Annotated in this window: 14 protein-coding genes and 1 pseudogene; 9 read left to right on the top strand and 6 right to left on the bottom strand. The window is 72.9% G+C overall.

The window, feature by feature from the left end; all coding sequences use genetic code 11:
• The first annotated feature begins 106 nt into the window (after positions 1-106).
• The 4 genes and pseudogenes from ACZ6Y1_RS06025 to ACZ6Y1_RS06010 all read left to right on the top strand — a co-directional run bounded on the left by ACZ6Y1_RS06025 (position 107) and on the right by ACZ6Y1_RS06010 (position 5,904).
• Positions 107-1,261 (top strand): VOC family protein, encoded by a 1,155-nt coding sequence (locus ACZ6Y1_RS06025; protein ID WP_469623569.1) that lies wholly within the window; start codon positions 107-109, stop codon positions 1,259-1,261.
• Positions 1,262-1,288: 27 nt separating this feature from the next.
• The gene (locus ACZ6Y1_RS06020; RefSeq protein WP_469623566.1) at positions 1,289-2,239 is read left to right on the top strand and encodes a fumarylacetoacetate hydrolase family protein; all 951 of its coding nucleotides are present in this window, start codon (positions 1,289-1,291) and stop codon (positions 2,237-2,239) included.
• Positions 2,240-2,246: 7 nt separating this feature from the next.
• Positions 2,247-3,934 (top strand): annotated as a pseudogene (gene mhpA, locus ACZ6Y1_RS06015) (bifunctional 3-(3-hydroxy-phenyl)propionate/3-hydroxycinnamic acid hydroxylase MhpA).
• Positions 3,931-5,904, top strand: a complete 1,974-nt coding sequence (locus ACZ6Y1_RS06010) for an acetoacetate--CoA ligase (RefSeq protein WP_469623563.1) — start codon at positions 3,931-3,933, stop codon at positions 5,902-5,904. The pseudogene mhpA and the gene ACZ6Y1_RS06010 overlap by 4 nt, the downstream one beginning before the upstream one ends.
• 42 nt (positions 5,905-5,946) lie before the next feature.
• Here the strand turns inward: ACZ6Y1_RS06010 and exaC are convergent, their stop codons facing one another.
• Together exaC and ACZ6Y1_RS06000 are read right to left on the bottom strand one after the other, a co-directional pair.
• Complete coding sequence (exaC, locus tag ACZ6Y1_RS06005) at positions 5,947-7,470, bottom strand: acetaldehyde dehydrogenase ExaC (protein WP_469623560.1); 1,524 nt, start codon at positions 7,468-7,470, stop codon at positions 5,947-5,949.
• A gap of 54 nt (positions 7,471-7,524) precedes the next feature.
• Entirely contained in the window at positions 7,525-8,847 is a 1,323-nt protein-coding gene (locus tag ACZ6Y1_RS06000) for a helix-turn-helix domain-containing protein (RefSeq protein ID WP_469623557.1), read from the bottom strand.
• Positions 8,848-9,114: 267 nt separating this feature from the next.
• Between ACZ6Y1_RS06000 and ACZ6Y1_RS05995 the strand changes: the two genes are divergently transcribed.
• A complete protein-coding gene (locus ACZ6Y1_RS05995) occupies positions 9,115-9,297 on the top strand; it encodes a hypothetical protein (RefSeq protein ID WP_384583151.1) in 183 nt (60 codons plus the stop codon).
• A gap of 67 nt (positions 9,298-9,364) precedes the next feature.
• Here ACZ6Y1_RS05995 and ACZ6Y1_RS05990 read toward each other — a convergent pair whose 3' ends face one another.
• The 3 genes from ACZ6Y1_RS05990 to ACZ6Y1_RS05980 all read right to left on the bottom strand — a co-directional run bounded on the left by ACZ6Y1_RS05990 (position 9,365) and on the right by ACZ6Y1_RS05980 (position 11,953).
• The gene (locus ACZ6Y1_RS05990; protein ID WP_469623553.1) at positions 9,365-10,372 is read right to left on the bottom strand and encodes a polyprenyl synthetase family protein; all 1,008 of its coding nucleotides are present in this window, start codon (positions 10,370-10,372) and stop codon (positions 9,365-9,367) included.
• A gap of 267 nt (positions 10,373-10,639) precedes the next feature.
• The gene (locus ACZ6Y1_RS05985; RefSeq protein ID WP_469623550.1) at positions 10,640-11,098 is read right to left on the bottom strand and encodes an SAM-dependent methyltransferase; all 459 of its coding nucleotides are present in this window, start codon (positions 11,096-11,098) and stop codon (positions 10,640-10,642) included.
• A 60-nt stretch (positions 11,099-11,158) separates the two neighbouring features.
• On the bottom strand, positions 11,159-11,953 hold the full coding sequence (locus ACZ6Y1_RS05980; RefSeq protein ID WP_469623546.1) for a hypothetical protein: 795 nt from the start codon (positions 11,951-11,953) through the stop codon (positions 11,159-11,161).
• Between the two features lie 134 nt (positions 11,954-12,087).
• On the opposite strand from ACZ6Y1_RS05980, the gene ACZ6Y1_RS05975 reads away from it, so the two are divergent.
• The gene (locus tag ACZ6Y1_RS05975) at positions 12,088-13,002 is read left to right on the top strand and encodes an oxygenase MpaB family protein (protein ID WP_469623544.1); all 915 of its coding nucleotides are present in this window, start codon (positions 12,088-12,090) and stop codon (positions 13,000-13,002) included.
• On the opposite strand, the gene ACZ6Y1_RS05970 is transcribed toward ACZ6Y1_RS05975, so the two are convergent.
• A complete protein-coding gene (locus tag ACZ6Y1_RS05970; protein ID WP_469623540.1) occupies positions 12,987-13,595 on the bottom strand; it encodes a class I SAM-dependent methyltransferase in 609 nt (202 codons plus the stop codon). The genes ACZ6Y1_RS05975 and ACZ6Y1_RS05970 overlap by 16 nt on opposite strands.
• Positions 13,596-13,769: 174 nt before the next feature.
• Between ACZ6Y1_RS05970 and ACZ6Y1_RS05965 the strand changes: the two genes are divergently transcribed.
• The 3 genes from ACZ6Y1_RS05965 to ACZ6Y1_RS05955 all read left to right on the top strand — a co-directional run bounded on the left by ACZ6Y1_RS05965 (position 13,770) and on the right by ACZ6Y1_RS05955 (position 17,632).
• Complete coding sequence (locus ACZ6Y1_RS05965) at positions 13,770-14,561, top strand: MHYT domain-containing protein (protein WP_469623538.1); 792 nt, start codon at positions 13,770-13,772, stop codon at positions 14,559-14,561.
• Positions 14,562-14,642: 81 nt separating this feature from the next.
• Positions 14,643-17,189, top strand: coding sequence for a sensor histidine kinase (locus ACZ6Y1_RS05960; RefSeq protein WP_469623533.1), 2,547 nt, complete (start codon positions 14,643-14,645; stop codon positions 17,187-17,189).
• The gene (locus ACZ6Y1_RS05955; RefSeq protein ID WP_469623530.1) at positions 17,189-17,632 is read left to right on the top strand and encodes a roadblock/LC7 domain-containing protein; all 444 of its coding nucleotides are present in this window, start codon (positions 17,189-17,191) and stop codon (positions 17,630-17,632) included. Before ACZ6Y1_RS05960 ends, ACZ6Y1_RS05955 begins: the two co-directional genes overlap by 1 nt.
• Positions 17,633-17,647 lie beyond the last annotated feature (15 nt).

Here is a 17,647-nt window from a genome sequence, read left to right as displayed (position 1 = left end):
CACCGCAGTCCTGATGAATCCATCATTTCCCGCCGCGAACATCTTGACGACGGAACTGTCACACTTGATGATTTCATCATTACGGCAATGCTGCTTGGAGGTCACCATGTCCGAACCCCGCGTCAACGCAGTCGGCGTCCCGGACGTCAGGACGGCCCATCAGGACCTCCACAGCGCGCAGGGCGCCCTGCGCGGCGAACATCCCGGGCGGTCCCGGAACCCCGTGATCAAGGTGGCCGACCTGGCCTGGCTGGAGTTCGAGAAGCCCGATCTGGACCGCGCCGAGGTCTTCGCCCGGGACTTCGGCTTCGGTGTCGCCGCCCGGAGCGAGGGCGAGCTCTGGCTGCGCGGCACCTTCGCCGGCTCGCCGTGCATGGTGATCCGGCGCGGCCGGACCTCCCGTTTCATCGGCCCGTCGTTCCGCGCCGCCGACCGGGCCGACCTGGACCGGCTGGCCCGCGCCACGGGTGCGTCCGTACGGGACGCGGACGTGCCCGGCGGCGGCAAGGTGGTCGACCTGCTCGACCCCTCCGGCTTCCCGGTCCGCGTCGTGCACTGCGGGCAGGAACTGCCGGCGCTGCCCGAGCAGCAGCCGCTCCTGCTCAACTCCGGCACCGATCACCGTCGCACGAACGTCACCCAGCGCCCGCCGCGTGAACCCTCCCGCATCCAGCGTCTGGGCCATGTGGTCCTGGAGACACGGGTGTTCGGGCGCGCCCTCGACTGGTACCTGGACACCCTCGGGATGATCGTGTCCGACTTCCTGTTCCTGGACGGCCGGCGCGACCGCGGCCCGACGATGGCGTTCATCCGCTGTGACCAGGGCAGCCGGCCCGTCGACCACCACACGCTGGCCATGCACCTGGGCCCGGGCAACGGCTACGTCCACTCCGCCTACCAGGTGACCGACCTCGACTCGATCGCCGCGGGCGGCGAGTACCTGGCCGAGCGCGGCTACCGGCGCAGCTGGGGCATCGGCCGGCACATCCAGGGCAGCCAGCTCTTCGACTACTGGCGCGACCCCGACCGCTTCATGCTGGAGCACTTCGCCGACGGTGACCTGTTCTCCTGCGACCTGGAGCCCGGCTGGGCCCCCATGTCGACCACCGGCCTCGCCCAGTGGGGACCTCCTGCCACCCGTGACTTCCTCGGCGCGAGCCCCTCCCCGCAGCGGATCCGTGACGTCATCGAAGCCCTGCGAGGCGACAACGAGCTGGACCCGGCACGCCTGCTGGGCCTGCTCAAAGCCGCCAAATCCTGAACCCCGACCCCTCACGAAGGTACTGACATGAGCACCAACGTCCTGCGCACCGCCGACGGCTGGTGGGTCCTCCTCGGCGACCGCGCCGTCCCCGTCGACACCAAGGCCGCCACCACCGCCGAGCTGATCGCCGACCGGGCGGCCGTGCGCGAGGCCGCCCTCTCCGGGGAGGCGGGCACGCCCGTCGCCGACCTGGTCGCCCTCTCGCCGGTCACCACTCCCTGCCGGGTGGTCGCGCAGATGGTCAACTATCGCAGCCACGCCCGCGATTCGGGCTTCACCGGGGACATCCCGCCTGCCTTCTTCCGCAAGGCGTCCGGGTCGGTGAGTGGCCCGGGCGAGGCGATCGTCCGGCCGTCGCACGTGAAGTTCCTCGACTACGAGATCGAACTCGGGCTCGTCATGGGCGCACCCCTGCCCGTCGGCACCGTGGTCGAGGAGCGTGACCTGCCGTCGTATGTCGCCGGGCTGGTGATCACGAACGACGTCAGCGCCCGTGATGTGCAGCTGACCAAGACGCAGTTCTACGAGAGCAAGTCGTACCCGACCTTCACACCGACCGGGCCCTGCCTGGCGCTGCTGGAGCCCGAGGACTTCGCCCATCTCCTCGATCTGCGGCTGAAGCTGTCGGTCAACGGAGAGCCGCGTCAGGACCGCACCCTCGCCGACATGATCGTCCGCCCGGCACAGGCGCTGACGTTGCTGGCCCGCTTCCAGACCCTCGACCCCGGCGACCTGCTGCTCACCGGGACCCCCGGCGGCACGGCCCTCAAGGCCCCGCCCAAGGCGGTCGAGAAGATCGGCGCGCTGCTGCCGCCCGCCGTGAAGTGGAAGGCGTTCTTCAAGAGCCAGGCACGTAACCCGCACTACCTGCACACGGGTGACGTGATCACGGCGACGATCTCGACCGCGGACGGGCGGATCGACCTCGGCGAGCAGCGCACGCCCGTCACGGACGCGAAGCAAGACCCGAGGTGAGCCGCACATGACCGCCGACCAGGCCGGCCCCCGGGACACCGCACCCGCTCCCGCACCCGGGCCCGCACAGACAGACCCCGCACAGACAGACCCCGCACAGACAGACCCCGCACAGACAGACCCCGCACAGGCAGACCCCGTACCCGTCGTGATCATCGGCGCCGGGCCGGTGGGTGTGACCGCCGCCCTCCTCCTCGCCCGGCGCGGTATCCGCACCGTCGTCCTGGAACGCCACCAGGACGTCTACCCGCTCCCGCGTGCCGTCGCCACCGACGACGAGGTGCGCCGCATCCTCCAGGCCGCGGGCGTGGGCGAGGAGTTCGCCGCGATCGCCCGCCCCGCGAACGGACTGCGGCTGCTGGACGCCCGGCACCGGGTCATGGCCGAGTTCCGGCGCTCCGAGCACGGCCACCACGGCTACCCGCAGACCAGCATGTTCGACCAGCCCGAGCTGGAACGACTGCTGCGCGACGCCCTCGCCCGGCGCCCGGAGTGCGAGCTGCGGGGCGGTGTCGAGGTCACCGGCGTCGGCCCGGACCCGGCCGGCCGCGTGCGCGTGAGCTACCGCGACGACGACGGTGAGCATCATCTGCGGGCCGAGGCGGTCCTCGGCTGCGACGGCGCGGGCAGCCTCACCCGTGCCGCCATCGGCGCCGCGTGGGAGGACCTGCGGTTCGAGGAACGCTGGACCGTCATCGACGTCCGCACGAAGGCCGACGTCCGCTGCTGGGAAGGGGTCGACCAGGTCTGCGACCCGCACCGGCCGGCGACGTTCATGCGCGTCGGCGAGGACCGCTACCGCTGGGAGTTCCGGCTGCAAGACGGGCGGCAACCGGTCCGCGAACTGATCGCCCCGTGGCTGTCGCCCTCGTACGACGGGGACTTCGAAGTCGTACGGGAGACGCAGTACACCTTCCGGGCGCGGGTGGCCGACCGGTGGCGCAGCGGACGCGTCTTCCTCCTCGGCGACGCCGCCCACCTCACCCCGCCGTTCATCGGTCAGGGTCTCTGCTCGGGCCTGCGCGATGCCCACAACCTCACCTGGAAGCTGGCCCGCGTCCTGGGCCAGGGCGGTGACGAACGGCTGCTGGACACGTACGAGAGCGAGCGCAAGCCGCACGCACGGCACGCGATCCGGCTCGCGGTCGCCATGGGCTGGGCCATGACCGGAGGCCAGGACGGTGCCGCCGCACTGCGCCGCAGGATCGTGGCCGCGGCCTGCCGCATACCCGGCCTCACCGCGGCGGCGGGCCGGGACCTCAGCCCGACCCTGACCGCCGGGCCCCTCGTCCGGCGCCGTATGCGCAGGAGCCTCGTGGGCACCCACTGCCCCCAGCCATGGGTGGCACTCGACGGCCGGCGCAGCCGCCTCGACGCACTGCTCGGCGACGGCTTCACCGTCCTGACCGCCGTCGAACCCTGGCCCTCGCTGCGCGCCCTCGCCCACGGGCTCGGCGTCCCGGCGATCCCCGTGACCGACCTCCGTGACGACGGCGCTCTCGCCGCCTGGCTGCGCGCCGGCCGGGCGGACGCCGTCCTGCTGCGCCCCGACCGCGTCGTCATGGACGTCGTCCCGGCCGGGAGGCACGACTTCACGGACACCGCCGCCTGGGCGTCCCTCCTGCACACCACCCGCAGCCCCACCCTTCCCCACGGACCGTCGAGAAAAGCCTGCTGAGGAGCGCCACACGATGACCAGGCCGTACCCGGAACCCTTCACGACGCCCGATCCGCAGGCCGTCGCCGACAGCCGCATCATGGACTTCGCCCGCCACGCCGGCGTGGACGGCACCGACTACGCCACCCTGCACCGCTGGTCGGTCACCGACCTGGAAGGCTTCTGGGGCGCGGTGTGGGACTACTTCGACATCGACGCGGAATCCCCGTACGAGCAGGTGCTCGCAGCGGAGCGGATGCCGGGCGCCCGCTGGTTCCCCGGCGCCACCCTCAACTACACCCACCACGCCCTGCGCAATCTCCCCGACAACACCGTGGCGATCATCGCCCTCGACGAGACCGGCTCCGGACACGAGGTGACCGGCGGCCGGCTGCGGGCACAGGTGGCCTCCGTCGCCGCCACCCTGCGCGACCTGGGCGTCGGCGAAGGGGACCGGGTCGTCGGCTACCTCCCCAACACCCCGCACGCGATCGTCGCGTTCCTCGCCGCCGCGAGTCTGGGCGCCGTGTGGTCGGTCTGCGGGCAGGACTACGCGCCCAAGGCCGCCGCCGACCGCTTCGCCCAGCTCGAACCCACCGTCCTGATCTCCGCCGACGGCTACCTCTTCAACGGCACCAGCCACGACCGCCGCGCCGCCACCCTCGAACTCGCCGGTGCGCTGCCGACATTGAAGGCAACCGTGCTCGTGGACCACGTGGGCCTGCCGTGGCCGTCACAGGCGTACCCCTCGCCGGTGGTGCCGTGGGAAGAGGCCGCCACCCGCACCGAGGAACTCACCTGCACACCGGTGCCGTTCGACCACCCGCTGTGGGTCGTGTTCTCCTCGGGCACCACCGGCCTGCCCAAAGGCATCGTCCACGGCCACGGCGGCGTCCTGCTCGAACACCTCAAGACCCTCGGCCTCCACTCCGACCTCGGCCCCGGCGACCGGCTGCTCTGGTACACCACCACGCACTGGATGATGTGGAACCTGGTCGCCTCCACGCTGCTCACCGGCGCCACCACGTGCACCTACGACGGCAGCCCGGCACCCTTCGCCAAGCTCGACGTCCTGTGGGAGCTGGCCGCGCGCCACCGCGTGACCGTCTTCGGCACCAGCCCGCAGTACCTGCTGGGCATGGCCAAGTACGGCATCGACCCCTCGGCGCACGACCTGTCCTCGATCCGCGTGGTCGGCTGCACCGGCTCCGCACTGCCGGCCTCCGCCTATCCCTGGGTCCGCCACCACGTCGGCGACCACGTCCTGCTCGCCTCCGTCAGCGGCGGCACGGACGTCGTCTCCGGCTTCGCCGGAAGCGCCCCCAACACACCGGTCTGGGCAGGAGAGCTCTCAGCTCCCCACCTGGGCGTGGCCCTGGCCGCCTACGACGCCGAGGGCGTCCCGGTCGTGGACCAGGTCGGGGAGCTGGTCGTCACCCGCCCGATGCCGTCCATGCCGCTGTACTTCTGGAACGACCCCGACGGCACCCGCTACCGCGACGCCTACTTCTCCTCCCACCCCGGCATGTGGCGGCACGGCGACTGGATCACCGTCACCGGACACGGCTCGGTGATCGTCCACGGCCGCTCCGACAGCACCCTGAACCGCAACGGCGTACGCCTGGGCAGCGCCGACATCCACGACGTCGTCGAACGCCTCCCCGAGATCAACGAGGCCCTCGTCATCGGCGCGGAAGAACCCGACGGCGGCTACTGGATGCCGCTGTTCGTGGTCCTCGCCGCCGACGCGACCCTGGACGACCCGCTCCGCGAGAGGATCAAGGAGGCGATCCGGACCGGCGCCTCACCCCGCCACGTCCCCGACGAGATCCTCGAAGTCCCCGGCATTCCGCACACCCGCACCGGCAAGAAACTCGAAGTCCCCGTCAAACGCCTCCTCCAGGGCGCCCCGGTCGAGCAGGTCGTCGACCCTGCAGCCGTGGACGCCCCCGACCTCATCGACCACTTCGCCCACCTGGGCGCCCAACGCCGGAGCCGGTCGACGTGACCACCGCGCAAAGGCCCAGCTCAGGCGCCTATTTTCGCGCCCCTAGAAGAACCCGAGCTTCTTGGGGGAGTAGCTGACCAGCATGTTCTTCGTCTGCTGGTAGTGCTCCAGCATCATCTTGTGGGTCTCGCGGCCTATACCCGACTGCTTGTAGCCGCCGAACGCGGCGTGCGCGGGGTAGGCGTGGTAGCAGTTCGTCCAGACCCGGCCCGCCTGGATCGCCCGGCCCGCGCGGTAGGCCGTGTTGATGTCGCGGGTCCAGACCCCCGCGCCCAGGCCGTACGACGTGTCGTTCGCGATCCGGACGGCGTCGTCGAAGTCCTGGAAGGAGGTCACGGACACCACCGGGCCGAAGATCTCCTCCTGGAAGATCCGCATACGGTTGTCGCCCTCGAAGACGGTCGGCTGGACGTAGAACCCGCCCGCCAGGTCGCCGCCGTGGTCGACGCGGTCGCCACCGGTCAGGATCTTCGCGCCCTCCTGCCGGCCGATCTCCACGTACGAGAGGATCTTCTTCAGCTGCTCCTCCGATGCCTGCGCGCCGATCATCGTGTCCGTGTCCAACGGGTGCCCCGGAACGATCAGTTCGGTGCGGGCCACGGCGGCGTCGAGGAAGTCCCCGTACCGGCCGCGCTCGATCAGGGCGCGCGACGGGCTCGTGCACACCTCGCCCTGGTTGAGGGCGAACATCGTGAATCCCTCCAGGGCCTTGTCGCGCAGGTCGTCGTCGGTCGTCCAGATGTCGTCGAAGAAGAGGTTGGGGCTCTTGCCGCCGAGTTCGAGGGTGACCGGCTTCAAGTGCTCCGCCGCGTACTGCATGATCAGGCGGCCGGTGGAGGTCTCGCCGGTGAACGCGATCTTCGCCACCCTGGGGCTGGAGGCCAGCGGCTTGCCGGCCTCCTCCCCGAAGCCGTTCACGATGTTCACCACGCCCGGCGGCAGCAGGTCCGCCACCAGGCTCAGCCAGTAGTGGACGGAGGCCGGGGTCTGCTCGGCCGGCTTGAGGACGACGGTGTTCCCCGCCGCCAGCGCCGGGGCGAGTTTCCAGACCGCCATCAGGATCGGGAAGTTCCACGGGATGATCTGCCCGACCACGCCGAGCGGCTCGTGGAAGTGGTAGGCCACCGTGTCGTCGTCGAGCTGGCTGAGCGCGCCCTCCTGCGCCCGCAGCGCTCCCGCGAAGTAGCGGAACTGGTCGATGGCCAGCGGCAAGTCGGCGGCGAGGGTCTCCCGGATCGGCTTGCCGTTCTCCCAGGTCTCCGCGACCGCCAGGGCCTCCAGGTTCCGCTCCATCCGGTCCGCGATGCGCAGCAGGACGCCCGAGCGCTCGGCGACCGAGGTGCGCCCCCAGGCGGGCGCCGCCGCGTGCGCCGCGTCCAGGGCCCGCTCCACGTCCTCCGCGCCGCCCCGGGCGACCTCCGTGAAGGGCAGGCCGGTCACGGGGGAGGGGTTGTCGAAGTACCGGCCGCCGGCGGGCTCGACGTATTCGCCGCCGATGAAGTGGTCGTAACGGGACGCGTACGACATGAGCGCCCCCTCGGTACCGGGCGCAGCGTAACGGGCCATGACGTCCTCCCCTTGCCGGGCGCCGTCCGCCGTCGGACAGCGCTCCGGGGGAGGCTAGGAGCGGACAGGTTGCGGATACGTTGCGCGCTGCGGCGGGTTCGGGTGCGCCCGTACGTCATCCACGCGCGCGCCCAGTTCGCGGTCGAGGGCGTGTACGCGGGCCAGCGCGGCCGAGCGGCCCTCCGGCGGCAGCGCCGAGGCGAGGGCCCGCCACGCCTCCCGGTCGTCCGCGCCCCACGCGCTGCACACCCAGTCGGCCAGCAGCCCCGCGTCCGCCCGGGCGATCACGGCGGCCCGCGCCTGCTCCTCGATCCTGCGGCGCAGCCGGACGATGCCGGGCGCCGTGGACGCGGGCAGCAGCGGCCCGGGGTAGTGGTGGAGCGCGGCGGAGACAGCACCCGCCGCCAACTGCCGGGTCAGCGCGGTGAAATCCGCGTCGAGCGGGACGGCCGTGCGGTACGGGCGCGACAGCGGGGCCGCCGGTCCCAGCAGGGCGCGCAGCCGGGACATCTCGGCGCGCAGGGTCACGGGGGAGACCGACTCGTCCTCGTACAGGGCGATCGCCAGCTCCTCGCCGGTCAGTCCTCCGGGGTGGTGCGCCAGCAGGGCCATGATCTCGCTGTGCCGCCGGCCCAGCCGCACCCGGCGCCCGCCCGTGTCCAGCAGCGCCTCGTCCAGGCCCAGGGCGGTCAGGGTGTCCGCGGCGGCCGTCGGGCCCGGTTCGAGCAGCGTCAGCTGGGCCTCCGCCGCCCGCGCCACCGCCCGTACGAAGGCCAGGGAGTGGGGGTGGGCGAGCCAGTCGCCGCCGGTGACGTCCACCGCGCCCAGCAGCCGGCCCGTCCGCGGATCCCGCACGGGGGCCGCCGCACAGGTCCACGGATGGACGCGCCGGCTGAAGTGCTCGGCGCCGAAGACCTGCACGGGCTCGCCGACCGCCACCGCCGTACCGGGAGCGTTGGTCCCCATCGCCGCCTCGGCCCAACGCGCACCCGGGACGAAGCCGAGCCGCTCCGCCCGCCGCAGGGTGGCCGGCTCCCCCTCCACCCACAGCAGGCTCCCCCGCGCGTCGCACACGGCGAGCAGGTGCGCCCCGTGCGCCGCGAACTCCCCGACGAGCTCGCGGAACAGGGGCATAACCCGGCCCAGCGGATGCTCCGCCCGGTACGCGCTCAGGTCCCGCTCGGCCAGCTCCATCCCGGGCGCGCACTCCGGGCTGACCCGGGCCCGCGCGCACCGCCGCCAGGACCGCGCGATGACCGCCCGCACCGGCGCCTCGACCCGCCCGTCCCGCGTGAACGCGGCGTGGGCGCGCCGCAGTTCGCGCGTACGCTCGGCGGGGTCGGCCCCGCCGGGCAGCGCCACCGACGGCTCGTCCATGTCACCCTCCCGTGGTGCGCGGTCCCCGGAGCGCCCCCATCGTCGTCCCGGTGCCGGGACCCGGCAAGCCGTGCGTCGGCCAGTACGCCGTGGATCTGGAGCACGGGCGCGGTCACGGTCACGGGCACGGGCACGGGCGCGGTCACGGGTGCGGTCACGGGGACGGGCCACCGGGCCGCCGCACCCGGTTCCGGGAGGTCCGGGAACGCTCGGGCGAGGTCGGGCGTTGAGGGGGTAGTGGTCGACCACAGGAGGAGGTGCCCGCAGATGTCCAATCGCGGAAAGGTCGCGGTTGCCGGGGTCGTGGCAGCCATCGTGTTGTTCTGGAGCGTCGGATTCTGGGCCGGACTACTGGTCCTGATCGGTGTGCCGACCGCCGCCTACCTCCTGCTGGATCCTTCGCAGCGCCGTCGCCTCCGGGGAGTGTCCCGCAAGCAGATAGGCCGATGACCCCGCCCCGGAAGGGACGGCCCGGACTCCGGCTCGCGCCGCGCGGAGTCCGGCACACCCTGCCCGGTCAGGCCGCGTTGCTCGCGGGGACGGGGCCGAGGTCGGCTTCGAGGAGCATCTGGGACGCGTGGTCCACGAGGTGGCGGAGCACCGCGGAGTAGAGCTGGTCGCCGCCCAGTTCGTCCAGGAGGCGGTGCGCCTCGGCGCGGAAGCCGTCGATTTCGGTCCGGTACCGTCCGAGGGCGACGGGCGTCCGGAGCAGGGAAGCGAGCTCCGCCCTGGCTTCGGCCGAGCGGCCGGCGGCGGCGCTCAGGCCCAGGATGTGGTCCCTGGACCCGAGGGGCGCGTCCTCCAGGACGGAGGCGAGCAGATAGGTCACGGTCCCGTTGAGCAGGTCCTCGTCACGACCGGAGAGGATGTCCTCCTGGTCGTTGAATATCTGCCACAGGATTCCGAATATGTAGCCGAATTCCCGCCAGAGTTCCACTTTTTCCGCCGTGGTTCCCGAAAATATTGCGGCCATGGCCGTGATCATTCCGAAAGGAGCCCCGGACTTGCCGCGGTACGTCTCGATCACGGACGCGCGCGAAGCCTTGCCGGCTTCCCCGCGCATGTCGTCTATCTGGCCGTCGACGCCGATGATCCAGCCGTTCAGGATTTCCGTCACGAGTGCGCTGCGCGTCGATTCCGGCAGCTTCTGGTCCAGGACGATCTGGATGGGGAGGGCGTTTCCGGTGACGACGGAGGCCAGCAGGGCCTCGTTCTCGGTGAGCTCGCCGGAGATCCGTGCGCCGTTCGCGTCGGCGAGATCGTCGAGGTAGCAGGCCGAAGTCCACCACAGCAGATGGACGGCGGACAGCGGCATGGCCGGCCGGGGATCGCCCGTCTCGATGGCGTGCGTGAGCAGGGGCAGCACCGACAGGGGGTGTCTGAGTTTGCGGTGCTCCAGGAGCTTGGCCACTGAGGTCCGCGTGATGTTCGCCAGTGGTCCGAGTCGCTGCAGAGCGGTCTCGATCTCCGCATCGATATCCTGCGCGACTTGCTGGTGCAGGTCCAGATACGACGTGCAATTCAAGAGATCGGCCTCCGTCGGAAGAAAGACCGAAGGGAGTGGAGTTTTCCCTTCCAGTCAGTTGGGTCAGTGACGTGGCTGATTCGATCATTCCGGAGGAAGGGGATCCAGAGCGATTTCCGGCCTCCGTGGCCGGATATCGACGCTGCGGGCCCGTGTCACCGGTGACGGACCGGCCGACGCCGGGCGCGGGCATCGGCCGGGATCCCGTCCCGGCTCTCCCGGATCGTGCCGGACGGCGCGGACCGGGCAGTTCCGAAAGGCAGGGCCCTAGTAGTAACCCCGCATCAGGGCCGTCGCCCACTCCGGCTGCCGCAGCTCGCCGCGCGGACCGAACTCGGCCATGTACGGCTTGAGGTCGAGTACAGGAGTGCCGTCCACCGCGTCGAGGCCCTCCACGTGCACGTCCAGGCCGTCCACCTTCACCAGCCGGCAGCGCGAGAGGCCCAGCCGGTTGGGCCGGTTCTTGCCGCGCTGCGCGAAGATGCCGACCAGTGGCCAGTCCGTGTTGCCGCGCGGGTGGCGGGCACCCGTCTCGATCTTCTCCACGGGCACCCGGTCGAAGTGGTACACCACCTCGACGTGCGAGAAGTCCTCCAGTCCGTACAAGGCCTCCGGCCCGAACCGGAGCGGGTCCAGGCGGATCACCGCCACCTCCTGCCCCCAGTCGTCGTCGACCACCTCCGCGCGGCCGCCCACGACCACGCCCACGGGCTCCGACTCCACCATCGTCTCTCCCTTCGTGTCACCGCTCCCGCCCGCTCCCGCCACCCGCCCCCTGGTCGGGGTTCAGGCCGGACGCACCGCGACGCGGTCCAGCGCAGCCAGCAGATGCGGAAGATCGTGACGGCCCTCACGGGGGACCGTGAGGACCTCGCTCGGCTCCTCGTCCAGCAGGACGAAGGCTGCTTCCCTGTCTCCGGTTCCGCCCGTGCGGGCCACCAGCGACCAGCCGGGCCCGTCCACGCGCAGCGTCCGGGCGCCCTCTCCGGCGAACGAGGACCGCACCCGGCCGGGCGGCGGCGGGGTCCGCGTGTACGCCAGCGCCTCGTCCAGCGCCCGCGCGAGCCCCGGGTGCGCGGCCGCGGCCGCGCCGCCGTCCGTCGCCACCCGCTCACGCCACTCGGCCCACTCCCGGGCGATCTGGTCCGCGCCCATCCGCCGCTGGACCGGCCCCCACGCCTCGGCCGACGGCGGCGCCAGCGGTACCCGTCCCGTGCCGTCAGCGCCCTGCTCCGGGTCGTGCGGCTCCGGTATCCCCGTCGCCGACACCGACAGCTCCAGCGGCCAGCCCGCCAGCGAGATCACGATGCTCCGCTCGTCGGGGGACAGGTCGTACTCCATCCCGCAGTCCCAGGAGGCGATGGCCGTGGCCACGAGCGAGACGTCGTCCACCACGACCGTCCAGCGCGCGCCCTCCTCGTCCTGGCCCAGCACCAGCCCGTAGCCCTCGCCGGACGGGGCCACGCCCAGCAGGGAACAGGCCTCGGCGAAGTCGTCGCCCAGGACACTGGGGAACTGCGCGGGGGTCAGCAGTACGGCCGTCAGCACGTACAGCGAGCCGCCACCCTCGTCGTCGGACACCTGACCTCCCGGAGCTCTCTCGTCGGCGCACCTTAACCAGCCGGTAACTCGCCCGTCGAGAGCCTGCGGGTGACGATTTCCAAGCCCGCTACCTGCACGTAGAGTTGGCAGCCCGCCACAGAAAGGGACACCCGGTGCAGCGTTACGACCGGCTGAGGGAGATCCTCCGGCTCGACCCCGACAAGGACTTCCTCGCCATCTACCGGCTCACCGCCACCTACGAGTTCCCCTGGGACTTCACCCGGGCCCTGGAGCTCGCCCTCTTCCGCACCTACGCGGTTCCGGCCATCGGGCGCCTGCTGGCCGAGACGGCCGAGTTCACCGACCGCCCGCAGAAGCGTTACGACGACACGGCGCTGCTCCTCGACGCCGTCGTCGAGCACGGTTTCCAGAGCGACACCGCCCGTACGGCGATCCGCCGCGTCAACCAGATGCACCGCGCCTACGACATCACCAACGACGACATGCGCTACGTCCTGTGCACTTTCGTGGTGATTCCGGTGCGCTGGATGGACGCCTATGCCTGGCGTCCGATGACCCACCACGAGCGCCGCGCCAGCGCGAACTACTACGCCGAACTCGGGCGACACCTGGGCATCACGGACATCCCGGGCTCCTATGAGGAGTTCGAGGAGACGCTGAACGCCTACGAGGAGGCCCACTTCGGCTGGGACGAAGGCGGCCGCAAGGTCGCCGACGCCACCATCGGGCTGATGGCCTCCTGGTACCCGGGGCCGCTCGCCCCCGCCGTGCGCGCACTGAGCCTCTCGCTCCTCGACGAGCCGCTGCTGGCCGCCTTCCGCTACGAGAGCCCGCGCCCGCAGGTCAGACGGCTGGTCCGGGGCGCCCTGAAGCTGCGCGGCCGCGCGGTCCGGCTGCTGCCCCCGCGCAAGGCCCCGCACTACGCCCGGCAGAACCCGGAGATCAAGGGCTACCCGGACGGCTACGACGTGGGCGAGCTCGGCACCTTCCCGGTGCCCGGTGCGGGCGGCTGCCCGGTCCCGCACCCCCGCCGGCCCGCCGGGGCGGAGGCTCAGCCGCCCTCGTGACGGCGTACGGCCACCACCAGGAAGCGGGTGTCCTCGTCGGCGTACGAGGTCACGTCCCAGCCCGAACCGGCAAGCAGCGGGCGCAGGTTGTGCTCGGCCCGCAGGTCGTCCGAGGTGAGTGGCCGGCCGTGGCGCGCGGCGAGGGCCGCCCGCCCGATCGGGTGGAAGAGCGCGAGCCGGCCGCCGGGGCGGACCACCCGGGCCAGTTCGCGCAGGTTCGCGGCCGGCTCGGGCAGGTGGGCGATGAGCCCGGAGGCGAACACCGCGTCGAGCACCCCGTCGCGCAGCGGCAGCCGGGCCACGTCGGCGAGCAGGAGGGCGCCCTCGGCGGCCCGCCCCGCCCGCTGGGCGGCGGCGAGCATCTGCGGGGTGAGGTCCGCGCCCAGCACCGTGCCCGCGGGTCCCACGGCGGCCCGCAGAGCGGTCAGCGCCCGGCCCGTGCCGCAACCCGCGTCGAGCACGCGGTCCCCCGGCGCCAGCCCGAAATCGGCGACGGCGGCCCGGAACGCGGGCCCGTCCTCGGGGAACTTGGCGTCCCAGCCGGCGGCGCGCACACCGAAGAATTCCTGGACGTGCGTGTGGTCTTCGCTCATGCGCCCATGATCCCGCACCGGGGCGTGCGGCCGGCGGCGCCCCTGCGGTGCGTGCGCAAGGTGGTACGCGCCGTGATCGGAGAAGAACGTATCTCTGTCATATTCCAGCAGTTCCAGCTGCTTTCGAAATGCTCCCCTTGTTCGTGGGGTCACCCGCACTAGCGTCCCGTGGCCATGGGACACCTGGACCACGCAGCCTATGGCTGGCTGACACCCGTGCTGTCATACGTGATGGCCTCGATCGGCGCCGCCCTCGGGCTGCGCTGCACCGTCCGTGCGCTCGCCGCGACCGGATCCTCCCGCCGCAACTGGCTCCTCACCGCGGCCTCCGCCATCGGCACCGGCATCTGGACGATGCACTTCGTCGCGATGCTCGGATTCGAGGTGACCGGCACCGAGATCCACTACAACGTGCCGCTCACCATCCTCAGCCTGCTCGTCGCCGTACTCGTCGTCGGCGCCGGGGTCTTCGCCGTCGGCTACGGAAGGGACCGGGGACGCTCCCTGGTGCTCGGCGGCCTCACCACCGGCCTCGGCGTCGCCAGCATGCACTACCTGGGCATGGCGGCCCTGCGCCTGCACGGACACGTCTCGTACAAGCCGCTCACCGTCGGCCTCTCCGTCGCCATCGCCGTGGTCGCCGCCACCGCCGCCCTGTGGGCCGCGCTCAACATCAGGTCGCCGCTCGCCGTCGCCGGTGCCTCGCTCGTCATGGGCGCCGCGGTCAGCAGCATGCACTACACCGGGATGATGGCCGTCCGCGTCGCCGTCAGCCCCTCGGACGCGGCCCTGCCTGGCGCCACCGCCATGCAGTTCATCTTCCCGCTCGCCGTCGGACTCGGCTCCTACCTGTTCATCACCGCCGCCTTCGTCGCCCTCTCCCCGACCGCGGACGAACGGGCCGCCTCCGCCTCCGCCTCCGCCTCCGCGCGGCACGTCCCGCACTCCATGCCGGCCGCCCGCTGAGCCGACCCGCGCGCGCCCGACACCCCCACAGACACGCCCGTACGTCCGCACCTGTAGGCACCGCCCCGGAACGAGGAGCCCATGCGCAGACCCCGCAGACATCCGGAAGCAGCGGCGCAGCGCCCGCCCGCGCCCCCGGCCCGCGGCCGCCGGGCCCACGCCGGGCCGCCGGCCGAGGAACCGGCCGAGGAATCGTCGGCGCAGGAGGCCCCGCGGCTCATCCCCTCCGCCGCCCCACGCACGGCCGGCTCCCGGCTGCGGCCCGCCACCGTCCGCGCGAAGATCGTCTCCCTGCTGATGGTCCCCGTCGTCTCCCTCCTCGCGCTCTGGGGCTTCGCCACCGTCAGCACCGCCCAGGACATCGCCCGGCTGAGCCTCGCGCACCGGGTCGACACCGAGATACGCACCCCCGTCGCGGCCGCCGTCACCGAGCTCCAGGCCGAACGGCGCGCCGCGGTCAGGCTCCTCGCCGACCCCGCCGCGGACCCGGGCGCCGCCATGGACCAGCAGGTCCGCCGCACCGAGGCCGCCGTCCGGCGGCTGCGGCTCGGGGACCGGCACACCGTCGCCGACTCCGGCGGCTACCGCGCCGACATCGCGATCCGGCTGGGTGCCTTCGTGGCCGCCGCCGAGGCGCTGGGACCGTCCCGCAAGGACATCGTCGCCCGCAGGGCCACCCCCGAGGCGGCCTACGAGACGTACACCGGCGTGGTCGACGCCGCCCTGGCCGTAGGCGGGGCACTGACGGGCGGCCAGGACGCCGAACTCGGCCCCGACGCACGCGTGCTGCTCGAATTCACCCGCGCCGGGGAACTGCTCGCCCGTGAGGACGCGCTGCTCGCCCTGCCGGGCCCGCGGACCGCCGAAACGCTTCGCCGTCTGACCGGCACCGTCGAGTCCCGCCGCACCCTCACCGCCGCCGCGGCCGCGGACCTCCCCGGCGAACAGCGGGCCGCCTGGCAGTCCGTCACCAAGAGCGCCGTCTACGCCGACCTCACCGGGGCCGAGGACCGGGCCCTGGCCGCCGGCACCACCCGTGACAGCCGCACCGTCCCCGCGGGCTGGGAGGCCGCCCAGGCCGCCGTCGGCGGCTCGATGAGGGAGATCGAGGAGGCCGCGCACACCGCCGCCGCCGACCACGCCGACCCGCTCACCGAGGGCGCCCTCGGCCCCGCAGGAGCCGCCGTGGTCCTGGGCCTGGGCGCCGTGGCGGCCTCGCTCGTGATCTCCGTACGCATCGGCCGCGCCCTGGTCGTGGAGCTCGTCTCACTGCGCAACACCGCCCTGGAGATCGCCCGCCGCAAGCTCCCGCAGGCGATGGAACGGCTGCGCGCCGGCGAGGAGATCGACGTCGTGGCCGAGACCCCGGCCGGGCCCCCGGCCGACGACGAGATCACCCAGGTCGGCGAGGCCCTCGCCACAGTGCACCGGGCCGCGCTCAGCGCCGCGGTCGAACGCGCGGAGCTCGCCAGCGGCGTCTCCGGGGTCTTCGTCAACCTCGCCCGCCGCAGCCAGGTCCTCGTGCACAAGCAGCTCACCCTGCTCGACTCCATGGAACGCCGCGCCGACGACCCGAACGAACTCGGCGACCTCTTCCGCCTGGACCACCTCACCACTCGCATGCGGCGGCACGCGGAGAGTCTGATCATCCTCTCGGGCGCCGCCCCGGGCCGCGCCTGGCGGCTGCCGGTCCCCCTCACGAACGTCGTCCGGGCCGCCGTCTCCGAGATCGAGGACTACCCGCGCATCGAGGTCAGCCGCCTCCCCGAGGCCGCCGTCGTCGGCGGCGCCGTCGCCGACCTCACCCACCTGCTCGCCGAACTCATCGAGAACGCCGCCCAGTTCTCCCCTCCCCACACCAAGGTCAGGGTCACCGGCGAGCCCGTCGGCGCCGGGTACGTCCTGGAGGTCGAGGACCGCGGCCTCGGCATGGGGCGCGAAACCCTGAGCGAGGCCAACCGGCGCATCGAACAGTCCGAGGCCCTGGACCTCTTCGACAGCGACCGGCTCGGCCTCTTCGTGGTCAGCCGCCTCTCGGCCCGCCACGGTGTGAAGGTGCACCTGCGGACGTCACCGTACGGCGGCACCACCGCCGTGGTCCTCCTGCCGAACTCGATGCTTCAGGGCGCGATCACGGCCGGCGCCGCCGAGCCGGGCCCGGAACCCGCCCCGGAGCCTGCGGCCCCCCGGCCCAAGGCGGTCGCCGGGGCGGACCGGCCGCCCGCCATGACCGTCGTACGGGAGGAGGCCCGCGTCCTCCCGGCCCCCGAGCGGACCCCCCCACCGCAGGAACCGGCGGCGGCCCCGGGACCGGCCCCGGCCCCGGTGGCCCCGCTCCGGCCGCGCGCCGCCGGGGGCGCGGCCACCCGGACCCAGCCGCCCGCACCGGTCCCGGCCCCGGCCCCGCCGGCCCCGGTCACGGAGCTGCCGCGCCGGGTGCGCCAGGCCAGCCTGGTCCCGCAGCTTCGCGAGGCCGCCCCGAAGGCCCCGGCCGGATCCCGCCTCCCCGAGGGTCCGACGGGCCGCAGCCCGGAGGAGGCCCGGGACCGCATGACGGCCTACCGGGCCGGCTGGGCGCGGGGCGCCCAGGAGGACTCCCCCCACGCAGGCAGCGAAGGAGAAGTGTGATGATCGAACATCAGCGGATCGGCTTCGACGGCGGCCGCAGGTCCGGCGAACTGGACTGGCTGCTGGACGACCTCGTGGTCCGGGTCCGCGAGGTCCGGCACGCCGTGGTCCTCTCCAACGACGGGCTCGCCGTGGGCGCCTCCAGCGCACTGAGCCGGGAGGACGCGGAGCACCTGGCCGCCGTCGCCTCCGGCTTCCACAGCCTGGCCAAGGGCGCGGGCCGGCACTTCCGCGCCGGGGGCGTGCGCCAGACGATGGTCGAGATGGACGAGGGGTTCCTCTTCGTGGCGGCCGCGGGCGACGGCTCCTGCCTGGCGGTGCTCAGCGGCGCCGGCGCCGACATCGGGCTCATCGCGTACGAGATGGCCCGGCTGGTGAAGCGGGTCGGTGAGCACCTGTACACCCCGCCCCGGTTCGCGGCACGGCCGCCGGCCGCCGGCTGAGGGCGGCGGTCCGGT

It is taken from the genome of Streptomyces sp. NPDC053432, assembly GCF_055585365.1.
Note: the sequence above shows the minus strand (reverse complement) of the source record. Positions and strands in the feature narration are given on the sequence as shown.

Excerpts from the sequence above, each read along its gene's own strand:
- ACZ6Y1_RS05985 (WP_469623550.1), bottom strand. The coding sequence starts at position 11,098 with ATGGTGGAGTCGGAGCCCGTGGGCGTGGTCGTGGGCGGCCGCGCGGAG.
- ACZ6Y1_RS06025 (WP_469623569.1), top strand. The coding sequence starts at position 107 with ATGTCCGAACCCCGCGTCAACGCAGTCGGCGTCCCGGACGTCAGGACG.
- ACZ6Y1_RS05995 (WP_384583151.1), top strand. The coding sequence starts at position 9,115 with ATGTCCAATCGCGGAAAGGTCGCGGTTGCCGGGGTCGTGGCAGCCATC.
- ACZ6Y1_RS05960 (WP_469623533.1), top strand. The coding sequence starts at position 14,643 with ATGCGCAGACCCCGCAGACATCCGGAAGCAGCGGCGCAGCGCCCGCCC.
- ACZ6Y1_RS05970 (WP_469623540.1), bottom strand. The coding sequence starts at position 13,595 with ATGAGCGAAGACCACACGCACGTCCAGGAATTCTTCGGTGTGCGCGCC.
- exaC (WP_469623560.1), bottom strand. The coding sequence starts at position 7,470 with ATGGCCCGTTACGCTGCGCCCGGTACCGAGGGGGCGCTCATGTCGTAC.
- ACZ6Y1_RS06010 (WP_469623563.1), top strand. The coding sequence starts at position 3,931 with ATGACCAGGCCGTACCCGGAACCCTTCACGACGCCCGATCCGCAGGCC.
- ACZ6Y1_RS05965 (WP_469623538.1), top strand. The coding sequence starts at position 13,770 with ATGGGACACCTGGACCACGCAGCCTATGGCTGGCTGACACCCGTGCTG.
- ACZ6Y1_RS05955 (WP_469623530.1), top strand. The coding sequence starts at position 17,189 with ATGATCGAACATCAGCGGATCGGCTTCGACGGCGGCCGCAGGTCCGGC.
- ACZ6Y1_RS06020 (WP_469623566.1), top strand. The coding sequence starts at position 1,289 with ATGAGCACCAACGTCCTGCGCACCGCCGACGGCTGGTGGGTCCTCCTC.
- ACZ6Y1_RS06000 (WP_469623557.1), bottom strand. The coding sequence starts at position 8,847 with ATGGACGAGCCGTCGGTGGCGCTGCCCGGCGGGGCCGACCCCGCCGAG.